General features: G+C 63.6%; 12 protein-coding genes. 5 read left to right on the forward strand and 7 right to left on the reverse strand.

From position 1 onward, the window contains the following. Positions 1-8 precede the first annotated feature (8 nt). The 4 genes from glyQ to LFL96_RS02620 form a co-directional block, all read right to left on the reverse strand. The gene (glyQ, locus tag LFL96_RS02605) at positions 9-1,016 is read right to left on the reverse strand and encodes a glycine--tRNA ligase subunit alpha (protein WP_281000884.1); all 1,008 of its coding nucleotides are present in this window, start codon (positions 1,014-1,016) and stop codon (positions 9-11) included. Between the two features lie 250 nt (positions 1,017-1,266). Then, the gene (locus LFL96_RS02610; protein ID WP_280997702.1) at positions 1,267-2,877 is read right to left on the reverse strand and encodes an FMN-binding glutamate synthase family protein; all 1,611 of its coding nucleotides are present in this window, start codon (positions 2,875-2,877) and stop codon (positions 1,267-1,269) included. 178 nt (positions 2,878-3,055) lie between these two features. After that, positions 3,056-4,201, reverse strand: coding sequence for a tRNA 2-thiouridine(34) synthase MnmA (mnmA, locus tag LFL96_RS02615; protein ID WP_280997704.1), 1,146 nt, complete (start codon positions 4,199-4,201; stop codon positions 3,056-3,058). Positions 4,202-4,289: 88 nt separating this feature from the next. Continuing rightward, positions 4,290-4,778 carry an NUDIX hydrolase gene (locus tag LFL96_RS02620; protein ID WP_280997706.1) on the reverse strand — a complete coding sequence of 163 codons (489 nt, stop codon included), beginning with the start codon at positions 4,776-4,778 and terminating at the stop codon, positions 4,290-4,292. A gap of 311 nt (positions 4,779-5,089) precedes the next feature. Here LFL96_RS02620 and LFL96_RS02625 point away from each other — a divergent pair, with 311 nt between their 5' ends. The 5 genes from LFL96_RS02625 (at position 5,090) to LFL96_RS02645 (ending at position 9,407) form a co-directional block, all read left to right on the forward strand. Beyond that, a complete protein-coding gene (locus tag LFL96_RS02625; RefSeq protein WP_280997708.1) occupies positions 5,090-6,232 on the forward strand; it encodes a Re/Si-specific NAD(P)(+) transhydrogenase subunit alpha in 1,143 nt (380 codons plus the stop codon). 15 nt (positions 6,233-6,247) lie between these two features. Further along, positions 6,248-6,574: an NAD(P) transhydrogenase subunit alpha gene (locus tag LFL96_RS02630; protein WP_280997710.1), complete on the forward strand. Its 327-nt coding sequence runs from the start codon at positions 6,248-6,250 to the stop codon at positions 6,572-6,574. After that, positions 6,574-8,028 (forward strand): NAD(P)(+) transhydrogenase (Re/Si-specific) subunit beta, encoded by a 1,455-nt coding sequence (locus LFL96_RS02635; RefSeq protein WP_280997712.1) that lies wholly within the window; start codon positions 6,574-6,576, stop codon positions 8,026-8,028. Before LFL96_RS02630 ends, LFL96_RS02635 begins: the two co-directional genes overlap by 1 nt. A 138-nt stretch (positions 8,029-8,166) precedes the next feature. Then, positions 8,167-8,589 carry a hypothetical protein gene (locus LFL96_RS02640; protein ID WP_280997714.1) on the forward strand — a complete coding sequence of 141 codons (423 nt, stop codon included), beginning with the start codon at positions 8,167-8,169 and terminating at the stop codon, positions 8,587-8,589. Continuing rightward, positions 8,586-9,407 carry a hypothetical protein gene (locus LFL96_RS02645; protein WP_280997716.1) on the forward strand — a complete coding sequence of 274 codons (822 nt, stop codon included), beginning with the start codon at positions 8,586-8,588 and terminating at the stop codon, positions 9,405-9,407. Before LFL96_RS02640 ends, LFL96_RS02645 begins: the two co-directional genes overlap by 4 nt. Positions 9,408-9,661: 254 nt before the next feature. On the opposite strand, the gene LFL96_RS02650 is transcribed toward LFL96_RS02645, so the two are convergent. The 3 genes from LFL96_RS02650 to LFL96_RS02660 form a co-directional block, all read right to left on the reverse strand. Then, entirely contained in the window at positions 9,662-10,402 is a 741-nt protein-coding gene (locus LFL96_RS02650; RefSeq protein WP_280997717.1) for a YafY family protein, read from the reverse strand. Positions 10,403-10,548: 146 nt separating this feature from the next. Next, positions 10,549-10,932, reverse strand: a complete 384-nt coding sequence (locus LFL96_RS02655; protein WP_280997719.1) for a VOC family protein — start codon at positions 10,930-10,932, stop codon at positions 10,549-10,551. 277 nt (positions 10,933-11,209) lie between these two features. Beyond that, positions 11,210-12,499 carry a class I SAM-dependent RNA methyltransferase gene (locus LFL96_RS02660; protein ID WP_280997721.1) on the reverse strand — a complete coding sequence of 430 codons (1,290 nt, stop codon included), beginning with the start codon at positions 12,497-12,499 and terminating at the stop codon, positions 11,210-11,212. Between the last annotated feature and the right edge of the window lie 58 nt (positions 12,500-12,557).

Raw genomic sequence — 12,557 nt, forward strand, 5'->3', positions numbered from 1 at the left:
TGTTCTCGTCAGTCCGGGTCGATCTTGCGTTCGACTTTCAGCGGCGGCGCCCAGGCGGGCATGGCGGCGTCCTGTTCGTCGGTGGTGAGGCCGGGCACGCCGTGCACCGGATTGCCGAGCATCGGGAAGCCGAGCTTTTCGCGCGAATCGTAGTAGGCCTGCGCGACCAGCTTCGACAATGCGCGAATCCGGCCGATATACGCCGCGCGCTCCGTCACCGAGATGGCGCCGCGCGCGTCGAGCAGATTGAACGTATGGCCGGCCTTGAGCACCAGCTCGTAGGCGGGCAGCGCGATCTGCGCTTCGATCATGCGGCGCGCTTCCGCTTCGTAGCTGTTGAAGATCGAGAACAGCAGGTCGACGTTCGCGTATTCGAAGTTGTAGGTGGACTGTTCGACTTCGTTCTGGTGGTACACGTCGCCATAGGTCAGGCGGCGGATTTCGGGGCCGTTCGGGCCTTGTTCTTCCCACTCGGTCCAGACGAGGTCGTAGACGTTCTCGACCTTCTGCAGATACATGGCGAGACGTTCGAGACCGTAGGTGATTTCGCCAAGCACCGGCTTGCAGTCGAGACCGCCCACCTGCTGGAAGTAAGTGAACTGGGTCACTTCCATGCCGTTCAGCCACACTTCCCAGCCGAGGCCCCAGGCGCCGAGCGTGGGATTTTCCCAGTCATCTTCGACGAAGCGCACGTCGTTCTGCTTCAGGTCGAAGCCGAGGGCTTCGAGCGAGCCGAGGTACAGGTCGAGGATGTTTTCCGGCGCCGGCTTGAGCACGACCTGGTACTGGTAGTAGTGCTGCAGGCGGTTCGGATTTTCGCCGTAACGGCCGTCTTTCGGACGACGCGACGGCTGCACGTAAGCGGCGCGCCAGGGCTCGGGGCCGACCGCGCGCAGAAACGTATGAACGTGGGAGGTGCCCGCGCCGACTTCCATGTCGATCGGCTGGAGCAACGCGCAACCCTGCTTGTCCCAGTAGGACTGCATTGTCAGGATGATTTGCTGAAACGTGAGCATGAAGTGCCTTTCGGGCATGAGGCCGCGCCGCAAACGCCGAAGCGCGCGAGGTGGCCGTGGAGCGAAGTGCTAAACCCTGGATTTTAGCGGAAAGGGAGGGGGGTGTCCGTTTTGCGGGGTCGGAGGGAACAGGCGGCGCTCCGTCAACGACAAAGGACCGCTTTGGGCAGTCCTCTGGTCATTGGCTAACCGGTTTGCCGGCCGATGTCATGTCAGTGCTGGCAGCAAAGCGCGCACACCATCCTCCACCTCAAGTCGCCGCCAACTCCACCTTCGGCGAGAACGAATCGCTCTGCGCGACCGGCCAGTACTTCTCGAACAGCGAGTACCGGTAATTCCCCTTGACCAGGTCGTTCGGTTCCAGATACTTCAGCAGTTCCGACATCAGCCGCACCTCATGCGAGGACACCCGCCGCACGATGTGATGCGCGCGCAGTTCCGCCGGATGCTTCAGCCCCGCCGCCTGAATGATTTCCTTCAGCGCGTGCAGCGTGTTGTGGTGGAAATTGAACACGCGGTCGGCCTTGTCCGGCACGACCAGCGCGCGCTGGCGCACCGGGTCCTGGGTCGCGACGCCGGTCGGGCAACGCCCCGTGTGGCAGGTCTGCGCCTGAATGCAGCCCACGGCGAACATGAAGCCACGCGCCGCGTTGACCCAGTCGGCGCCGATCGCCAGCGTCTTCGTGATGTCGAACGCGGTGATCATCTTGCCGCTCGCGCCGATGCGAATCCGCTGCCGCAAGCCGATTCCGACCAGCGTGTTGTGCACCAGCAGCAGCCCCTCCTGCAGCGGCACGCCGACGTGATCGGTGAACTCCAGCGGCGCCGCGCCGGTGCCGCCCTCCGCGCCGTCCACGACGATGAAGTCCGGCAGAATCCCCGTCTCCAGCATCGCCTTCGCAATGCCGAAAAATTCCCACGGATGGCCGATGCACAGCTTGAACCCGGTCGGTTTGCCGCCCGACAGCGTGCGCAACCGGTCGACGAATTCGAGCAGCCCGCGCGGCGTCGAGAACTCCGAATGCGTGGCCGGCGAAATGCAATCGCGGCCCATCGGCACGCCGCGCGTCTCGGCGATTTCCGGGGTGATCTTGGCGGCCGGCAGCACGCCGCCATGACCGGGCTTCGCGCCTTGCGAGAGCTTCACCTCGATCATCTTCACCTGCGGCTCGGCGGCCTGCTTCGCGAATTTTTCCGCGCTGAACGTGCCGTCGTCGTGACGGCAGCCGAAGTAGCCCGACGCGATTTCCCAGATGATGTCGCCGCCATGCTCGCGGTGATACTTCGACATCGAGCCTTCGCCGGTGTCGTGCGCGAAGTTGCCCTTTTTCGCGCCGAGGTTCAGCGCCATGATCGCGTTCGCCGACAGCGAGCCGAAGCTCATCGCCGAGACGTTGAAGATCGACATCGAATACGGCTGCGCGCGATCGGGGCCGACGACCACGCGGAAGTCGTGGTTCTCGAGCGTGGTCGGCGCGAGCGAGTGGCTGATCCATTCGTGCGCGACCGCCTTGACGTCGAGTTCGGTGCCGTACGGGCGGCTGTCCACGTCATTCTTCGCGCGTTGATAGACGATGCTGCGTTGCGCGCGCGAGAACGGCTTCTCTTCGGTGTCGTCCTCGACGAAGTACTGGCGAATTTCCGGGCGGATGAATTCGAACAGGAAGCGGAAGTGCCCCCACAGCGGATAGTTGCGCAGAATCGCGTGACGTTGCTGCGTCAGGTCGAAGAGACCCAGCGCGACGAGCGCGAGCGGCACGACCAGCCAGAACCACGAGAGATGCTGCGTCGCGCCGAGCGCCGCGCAGAGAGCGAGCAGCGCGACGGCGCACCACATGGCCAGATAACGTCGAGAAAACATGGGGACTCCAGTGCAGTGGGGATCGTCACGGCGGGATCGTCGACGTTGTCGGCGCAGACGGAATCCGCCGCGAAGGGGAACGAACGGCTGCTTGTTATGTTGACTACGGTGAAGCGGGTGGCCGCAGAGCGAACCGGCGAACCGGCGGGTGGAGGCTGCACCCGCGTTCGCGCATCGCTCAGCGGGCGCTCAGCAGCGCCGCTTTCTGCGGTTGACGCGCCACCGGTTGCGCGGTCGCCGCGTGTTCGATGATGCCGCCGCCAAGACAGACGTCGCCATCGTAAAGCACCGCGGATTGCCCCGGTGTGACAGCCCATTGCGCGGCATCGAAATGAAGTTCGAACAGACCGGCGCCGACGTTGGCGTTGCCGAACGTGCAGGCCGCATCCGCCTGGCGGTAGCGGGTTTTCGCGCCGCAGGCGAAGCCGTCGGCCGGCGCTTCGCCCGCGACCCAGCTGGTGTTGCCCGCGCTCAGCGTGTGACTGAGCAGCCACGGATGATCGTGCCCTTGCGCGACGTACAGCGTGTTCGACGCGATGTCCTTGCCGGCCACGAACCACGGTTCGCCGCTGCCGTCCTTGCTGCCGCCGAGGCCGATGCCCTTGCGTTGCCCGAACGTGTAGAACGCGAGGCCGATGTGTTCGCCGACCACTTTGCCGTCGGTGGTCTTCATCGGACCGGGCTTGGTGGGCAGATAGCGGTTCAGAAAATCGCGGAACGGCCGTTCGCCGATAAAGCAGATGCCGGTGGAATCCTTCTTCTTCGCATTCGGCAGCGCGATCTGTTCGGCGATCTCGCGCACCTTGGTCTTCGGAATTTCACCGAGCGGAAACAGCGTTTTCGACAACTGCGCCTGGTTCAGCCGATGCAGGAAATACGACTGATCCTTCGTATGGTCGAACGCCTTCAGCAATTCGAAGCGGCCGTTATTTTCCCGCACGCGCGCGTAATGTCCGGTCGCGATGGTTTCCGCGCCGAGCGACATGGCGTGATCGAGGAAGGCCTTGAACTTGATTTCGGCATTGCACAGCACGTCCGGATTCGGTGTGCGGCCGGCCGAGTATTCGCGCAGGAATTCGGCGAACACGCGGTCTTTGTATTCGGCGGCGAAGTTGACCGCTTCCACGTCGATGCCGATCAGGTCCGCCACCGACACCACGTCGATCCAGTCCTGCCGCGTCGAGCAGTATTCGCTGTCGTCGTCGTCTTCCCAGTTCTTCATGAAGAGGCCGACCACGTCGTAGCCCTGTTCCTTCAGCAGCCACGCGGTGACCGACGAATCGACGCCGCCCGACATGCCTACTACGACTTTCTGCTTGCTCATAAGATGCTCACTGGGTGCTGCATGACTTCATGGTTCATGGGTGGGCCGTTCGTGACGGCGCCGCCTGCCCGATTGCGCCGACGGCGAGTCAGCGCTGCCCGGACCTGGGCCCGACCGAATGCGTGTGCACGAAGTCGAGCGGGAAACGCCGGCCGGCGAGGTAGTCGTCGACGCATTGCATGACGAGCGGCGTGCGGTGCCGTTCCGGACAGGCGCGCAGTTCGTCGGCGCTCATCCACACCGTGCGGACGATGTCGGGATCGAGCGCGCGCGCCGGTTCCGGTTCGCCGCCCGTGCCGCAATAGGTGAAGCGCAGATACGTCACGCCCGCGCTGCCGGGCCGCTCGAAGTGGGTCATGTACATGCCGACCAGCGCCTCGGGCGTGAACGGATGGGCGGTTTCCTCGAGCGTTTCCCGGTGCACCGCTTCCAGCAGCGTTTCGCCCGCTTCCAGATGGCCGGCGGGCTGATTCAGGCGCAAGCCGTCGACGGTATGTTCCTCGACCAGCAGGAAGCGCCCGTCGCGCTCGACGATCGCCGCGACGGTGACGTGCGGCAGCCAGGTTTCCGGTTTCATGGGTGCGCATTTTACCGGTTATGGGTGGGAACTGCCTGGAAGCCGGGCGCGTCGGGGGCTCGGCCGTTCGCGGGCTGAGCGCGGCAGTCCCGCCGTGCCGGGCACTCCGGATTGTCCCCGATTTCTGTGCCGCCCCGAGTTTCGGTTAAAGTGCGGCAGTAGCCGTTGCACCTGCAAGCCGGCGTGCGTCGTCCTCGTCGGCCGAACTGTGAAGAAAACGCCGGGCCGTCCAACATCGCATCCTTTCCGGGGATGGGCGCGCAGCGCCATGTGGGTGGCCCTCTGAAACAGGAAGTCGAGGAGGAACAACGATGCACATCGGAGTGCCAGCCGAGACGCGCGCGCACGAATCCCGCGTCGCCGCGACCCCCGAAACGGTCAAGAAGTACGTGACCCAAGGCCACCGGGTCACGATCCAGAGCGGCGCCGGCACCGGCGCCAGCTTTCCCGACGATGCCTTCACGGCCGCCGGCGCGGAAATCGTCGATGCGGCGAGCGCGTTCGGCGCCGATCTCGTTCTCAAAGTCCAGTCTCCCACCGACGCCGAACTGCCGCTGCTCAAACGCGGCGCGACGCTGGTCGGCATGCTCGATCCGTTCAACGCCGAGAACGCCGCGAAACTCGCGGCGGCGGGCGTGACGGCGTTCGCGCTCGAAGCCGCGCCGCGCACGACCCGCGCGCAGAGCCTCGACGTGCTGTCGTCGCAGGCGAACATCGCCGGGTACAAGGCGGTGCTGCTGGCCGCCACGCTGTATCCGCGCTTCATGCCGATGCTGATGACCGCCGCCGGCACGGTGAAGGCCGCGCGCGTGCTGATTCTCGGCGCGGGCGTGGCCGGTTTGCAGGCGATCGCGACCGCGAAGCGCCTCGGCGCGGTGATCGAAGCGTCCGACGTGCGTCCGGCGGTGAAGGAGCAGATCGAATCGCTCGGCGCCAAATTTCTCGACGTGCCTTATGAAACCGACGAGGAGCGCGAAGCCGCGCAAGGTGTCGGCGGATATGCGCGGCCGATGCCGCCGTCGTGGCTCGCGCGTCAGTCGGCCCTCGTCCACGAGCGCGCGAAACAGGCGGACGTGGTGATCTCGACCGCGCTGATTCCGGGCCGCGCCGCACCGACGCTGATTTCGGTGGAGACGGTGCAGGCGATGAAGCCAGGCTCCGTGCTGGTCGATCTGGCCGCCGGACGCGGCGCGGAATACGAAGGCCAGCGCGGCGGCAACTGTCCGCTCACCGAGGCGGACAAGGTGGTCGTGAAGCACGGCGTGACGATCGTCGGTCATACGAATCTCGCGGCGATGGTGCCCGCCGACGCGTCGTCCCTTTACGCGCGCAACCTGCTCGACTTCCTCAAGCTGATCGTCACGAAGGAAGGCGCGTTGAACATCGATCTCGCGGACGACATCGTCGCGGCCACGCTGCTGGCCCGCGACGGCGAAGTCGCGCGCAAGAGCTAAACGGAGAGCGCGGCCATGGAAGTCATCAACCACACCGTCATCAATCTGATCATCTTCGTGCTGGCGATTTACGTCGGCTACCACGTCGTCTGGAACGTCACGCCCGCGCTGCATACACCGTTGATGGCCGTGACCAACGCGATCTCGGCGATCGTGATCGTCGGCGCGATGCTCGCGGCCGGGCTGACGCTCGGCGCGCCGGGCAAGTTCTTCGGCACGCTCGCCGTCGCGCTCGCGGCCGTGAACGTGTTCGGCGGCTTTCTCGTCACGCGGCGAATGCTGGAGATGTTCCGCAAGAAAGAGCCCAAAAAAATCGCTGACGGGAAGAAGGAGAACGCCTAATGAGCCTGAATCTCGTCACGCTGCTTTATCTGGTCGCGTCGGTCTGTTTCATTCAGGCGCTCAAGGGGCTGTCGAATCCGAAGACCGCGCGTATCGGCAATACCTTCGGCATGGCCGGGATGGCGATCGCGATCCTCACCACGGTCGCCCTGATCGTCAAGCAGGCCACGGCGCTCGGCTCGAATCTCGGCCTCGGGCTGGGTTTGCTGCTGGTCGCGCTGGTGATCGGCGGCGCGGTCGGCGCGTTCGTCGCGGCGCGCGTCGAAATGACCAAGATGCCCGAGCTGGTCGCGGCGATGCACTCGCTGATCGGTCTGGCCGCCGTGTGTATCGCGTATGCGGTCGTGTCGGAGCCGTCGGCGTTCGGGCTGGTCGATCCGGACAACATGACGCCGGGTTTCCTGCCCTACGGCAATCGTGTCGAGCTGTTCATCGGCACGTTCGTCGGGGCGATCACGTTCAGCGGGTCGGTGATCGCGTTCGGCAAACTGTCGGGCAAGTACAAGTTCCGGCTGTTTCAGGGCGCGCCGGTGGTGTACGGCGGACAGCATCTGATCAACCTGATGCTGGCGCTCGCGATGCTGGGCTTCGGCATCATCTTCTTTCTCACGCAGTCGTGGCTGCCGTTCATCATCATGACGGTGATCGCGTTCGTGCTCGGCGTGCTGATCATCATTCCGATCGGCGGTGCGGATATGCCGGTCGTGGTGTCGATGCTGAACTCGTATTCCGGCTGGGCGGCGGCGGGCATCGGCTTCTCGCTGAACAATCCGATGCTGATTATCGCGGGTTCGCTGGTGGGGTCGTCGGGGGCGATTCTGTCGTACATCATGTGCCGTGCGATGAACCGCTCGTTCTTCAACGTGATTCTCGGCGGCTTCGGCAACGATGCGGGCGCGGCGGCCGCGGGTGGCGCGGCGGAACAGCGACCGGTCAAAGCCGGTTCGGCCGACGATGCGTCGTTCATGCTCGGCAATGCCGAGACCGTGGTGATCGTGCCGGGGTATGGGCTGGCGGTGGCGCGCGCGCAGCATGCGCTGAAGGAGTTGACCGACAAGCTGGTGGAAAAGGGCATCGAGGTGAAGTACGCGATTCACCCGGTGGCCGGACGCATGCCGGGGCACATGAACGTGCTGCTCGCCGAAGCCGAGGTGCCGTACGACATGGTGTTCGAAATGGAGGACATCAACGGCGAGTTCGGCCAGGTCGACGTGGTGCTGGTGCTCGGCGCGAACGACGTGGTGAACCCGGCGGCGAAGAACGATCCGAAATCGCCGATCGCGGGCATGCCGATTATCGAGGCCTACAAGGCGCGCACGGTGATCGTGAATAAACGGTCGATGGCGGCAGGGTACGCGGGGCTCGATAACGATCTGTTCTATATGGACAAGACGATGATGGTGTTCGGCGACGCGAAGAAGGTGATCGAGGATATGGTGAAGGCGGTGGAGTAACAAGTTTGCGGGGCCGCTCGGCGAGCGGCCCCGCAAACCTGGCGGTAGGTAGGCGACGTTGGCGATGCTAAACTCCATGGTTCGAAATTGAGCAGGTTGAACGGTTCTTTATCAAGATGATGATCAGGATGGCGAACTATGGAAGAGAAGCAACTATCCGGATATTTAAAGTCCATTGCCGACGACGTCTGGGCCAGGTCCGGTGAACCCGCGCTCCTGAGCAATCTGCCTGTTGAACTTCGTATTCTTGCGGGCGGCGACAATTACCGGGACGCGCTCGGCAAACGCACGCTGAAGGCATTCATCGCAGAGACCGGGAGCATTTACGGCTACAAGCTGGTCGAGCATCCGGCTCAGAAGGCGAAGGTAGGTGTAGTCCCTTCCGACGCCCAATTCAGCTTTCCTCCTGAATGTAAGGCCGGGCATAACGCGGGCAATCGGCGGGCCGGCGCTAACGACGTCATCGCCCTGTTCGCCATTTTAGGAAAACTCTCACCGGAGGATCTGGAAAAGATCACGATTCCTGTTTCCGTCCTCACCAAGCTCTGGCATACCGAATGAAAGTATTCATCGGCATCATCACAGACAATCTTTACCTGTGCGATGAATATACGAAGCGTCGCACAGGCCTCATCCCGCGCGAGTGCCTCTCGGGCTTACCGAATGTGACGTTGAGCGTGGGCGCGTTCAATCCTCGCAAGGCCGCGGTCTCGGCCGAAGAGTATTTGCTCCATGCGACGCGCGAGGCGGATGCGTCGATTCTTATCGTCGACCGGAAATATGCGCATATCGTAACGGAGGTGCTTCACGCCTTTTTCACCTGCTCTGTCGAGATACCTGAATTCATCTCGAACTGTAAGAATTTTCTGGGTGGACTCTTTTCCCGATTGCTGAAGAACTTTTCTTACCTGATATCGACGCTTCAGCAAGGCGAGCATGGACAGGCCGCGATCCTGCCCATCAGGAATTTCGATGCGGATTCAATGCGGGAACTGGTGCGTGTTTGTCGCGACGAGACCATGAACCCCCAATTCGCTCAAATGGTCACCTCGCATCTGACCGATCTCAGGCGGCGGCGCAGGCCGAGACGGCGGTCTGCGTACAAGACGCAGTATTGGATTGACGACGCCGATAAGCATTTTGAGTATGGTCACGAGAAGCATGCTCTTCCTGCTACCGGCAGCCCGCACACCTTGGTGTGCGACATATGCGCGAATTTCAGATTCGGGAAGAAGATTCCGTTCGACCGTCACTTCAACGTGACTCGCGGAACCGGTGACAAGCCCCGGATCAGCGGGCGATTCCGAAACTGTCACGACGAGATCGTGGTGGTCAAGGAGACCAGCCACATCAACATGTTCAGCAACGACTACCACTAAAGAAAAAAGCGGAAATCGACTAGTCGATTTCCGCTTTTGTTCTTCTCTATCGCAGATTTCCACCCGCTGAGGCAATACAAAGGATTGCGGCGCTAAAACGAGACGTTTCTGGTGCTCTCCTAGGTATCGTCCTACACATGCCGCCTCAGTGTTCAGAAGCGAAGTCATTAAGGCAGACGGCGTGGTGCGTAGAACCTTGATCGTAGCAGAGTGATCCCCCAGATGTAAACGAGTGAGCGCTTTTGCTGTTCCGATCACCGTGGCTTCGCATTCAGATGCCGCATCAAATCCGCGAGCCGTCTGCCTTCCTGATCCGGATACGCTTCCAGCACCTGCAGATTCTGCATCTTCTCCAGTCCGAAATTACGGAAGTCTTCGCGCAGTTCGCACCAGGCGCCCAACGTCCAGCGTGCGCCCCAATACGCCAGCGCCAGCGGCCACACGCGACGTTCCGTCGCCGCGCCATTCGCATCGGTATAAGCAAAGCCCACGACGTGCCGTGTATCGATCGCGCGATGCAACGCGTCGAGTTGCGTCGAGAAATCGCCTTTGATATGGAACGACGGCGCGAACACCGCGAGCCGTTCGAGCGATGCGCGTTTGTCGGCGGGCATGGCCGAGGCGATCTTGGCGAGCGCACCGCGTGCGCCACTCGCGAAGCCGGCGCCGCCCCACGATTCCAGCATGCGTGCGCCGGCCGCGAGCGCGGCCAGTTCATCGGCGGTGAAGGTCAGCGGGGGCAGGCTCGCCGCTCGGCTCAGCCGGTAGCCGATGCCCGCTTCGCCCTCGATCGGCACGCCCGACAATTGCAGATCGCGCACGTCGCGATACACCGTGCGCAATGAAATGTTGAGCCAGTCGGCGAGTTGTTGCGCGGTGGTCAATCGCCGGCCGCGCAGCAGTTCGGCGATCTGGAACAGACGGTCGGCGCGGCGCGTCATCGTGGGCGTCTTGTAGAAGAGAACGGGGACAGTTCCGCGATGATAGCGCCGCATGCCGCGCTCCGGTCAGCGTCGTGGAACGCCGCCCCACGACGGTGGGCGACGGCGCGGCTCCACGCTATTTCAGCTCGCTTGATTCCATCGACGCCGATGGCCGCCACTCAGGTTGCCCCTAGCGGCGGGATTCCCTTCATGCGTCCTTAACCGTTGGTCCGCGAATGCAGGCCGATGCGGTTGCCTTCCGTATCGGTGATGAACGCGATATAGCCGATGTCCTGCGGCAGCTTGATCACTGGCCCGTCGGTCTTGCCGCCGGCCTGCTCGACGCGGGCGAGCACGGCATCGACGGTGGGTTGCGCGTTCAGGTAGACGAGCAAGCCGTCGCTGGTCGGTTTGGCCGCCGGATTGTGGACGATCGCGCCGCCCGTGGCCGGCTCTTCGTAGCCGAATACCGCGATCGGCTGGCCGCCGATTTCCTGCACGTTCAGTTTGATGTCGAAGGTCGTTTCGTAGAAGCGCACTGCGCGATCGAAGTCGACGGACGGGATTTCGAACCAGGCAACAACTTTGGATGATGCGGACATGTCACTCTCCTCGGATTGGCGTCTAAGCCGTGCAAAGCGCCGGATGGCGTGAGAAGCAGTGTGCGGGGGTGCTACTGACAGCGTAGTGTCAGTAGGGTGCGCCGTGCCGGCGGGGCGGATGCGCTTAATCCACCCGCAAAAGCTGGACGACAAAAAACCGCGAGCCCCTTTCGAGGCTCGCGGTTCTGTTTGCGGTTCGGTGCTGCGGCGCTAGCGATAGCGAACGCAAGTGCTAACGCAAGCGCGAACGCCGCGTGTCACCGTCACGGTGTGAATCTCACTCCGCCGGCTTGTCGTTCTGCGGCCGCTGCCGCACGCTGCCCGCGATCAGATCGAAGCGGAACAACCGGCATTCGAGCGCGCCGTTGAACAGCGGCGTCTTGGTCGATTCGCGCAGGCGCATTTGCCCCGGCAGCTTGCGGTCCGACGTCAGCACGAATGCGTGCCAGCCGGTGAAGCGTTGCTTCAGCGCGTCGCCGAACGACTGGAAGAATTCGCTGTCCGGCGCTTCTTCCTGCACGCGGCGGAAGCTGTCGTCGTCACGCTCGCGGTTCGCACGGCCTTCGCGAATCTCGCCGCGCGCATTGCGGCCGCGCACCTCGATCCGCTCGCCATACGGCGGATTGGCGACGAGGATGCCCGCGTCGGACGACGGCGGCGTCATGCCGCGCGCGTCGACCTGCTTGAGCGGAATATTCGGCAGACCGGCGCGCTGGAAATTCGCGCGTGCCTTGTCGAGCATGTCGCCGGAAATATCGCTGCCGAAGATCTGCAGATCGGCGCGCGAGCTGCGCGCCGCGTGTTTGGCGTCGAGCGCGGCGGCCTTCAGCGGCTGCCAGGTCTTCGCCTCGAATTGCTTGAGCTTCTCGAAACCGAAGCGGCGCTCCGCGCCCGGCGCGATGTTCAACGCGACTTGCGCGGCTTCCGCGAGGAACGTGCCGCTGCCGCACATTGGGTCGTACAGCGGCGTGCCCGCTTGCCAGCCGGTCAGCCGCAGAATGCCTGCGGCCAGGTTTTCGCGCAGCGGCGCCGCGCCCTTGTCCAGACGCCAGCCGCGCTTGAAGAGCGGGTCGCCCGAGGTGTCCAGATACAGCGTGCAGTCGGTCGCGGTGAGGAACGCGAACACGCGGACGTCGGGCGTCGCGGTATCGATGCTCGGCCGCGCGCCGCTGACTTCGCGCAGACGGTCGCAGATCGCATCCTTGACGCGCAGGGTGGTGAATTCGAGGCTGCGCAGTGGCGACTTGATCGCGGTGACGTCCACGCGCAGCGTTTCGTTCGCGGAGAACCACTGTTCCCAGCGCTGTTCGAGCGCCAGCGCGTAGATGTCCTGTTCGCTGCGATACGGCCGATGCGCGATTTTCAGCAGCACGCGGCTCGCGAGTCGCGAATGCAGGTTGGCGGCCATGCCGGCAGCCCAGCCTCCGCGGAAATGCACGCCACCCGGCACCTGGGCGCCTGCGATGAATTGCGCGCCGTTCAGGTGTTTCGTGGCGATCTCGGCGAGTTCGGCCGCGAGCGAGGCTTCGAGGCCGCGGGGGCAGGGGAGGAAGAAATCGAAGGACATTGAGCTTGCCGGAAGGCGTTGGATAAGGCGCCATTGTACGCGGTCGGGGTGCGCCGCC

The sequence above is a fragment of the Paraburkholderia sp. D15 genome, from assembly GCF_029910215.1.
GTDB lineage: Bacteria > Pseudomonadota > Gammaproteobacteria > Burkholderiales > Burkholderiaceae > Paraburkholderia.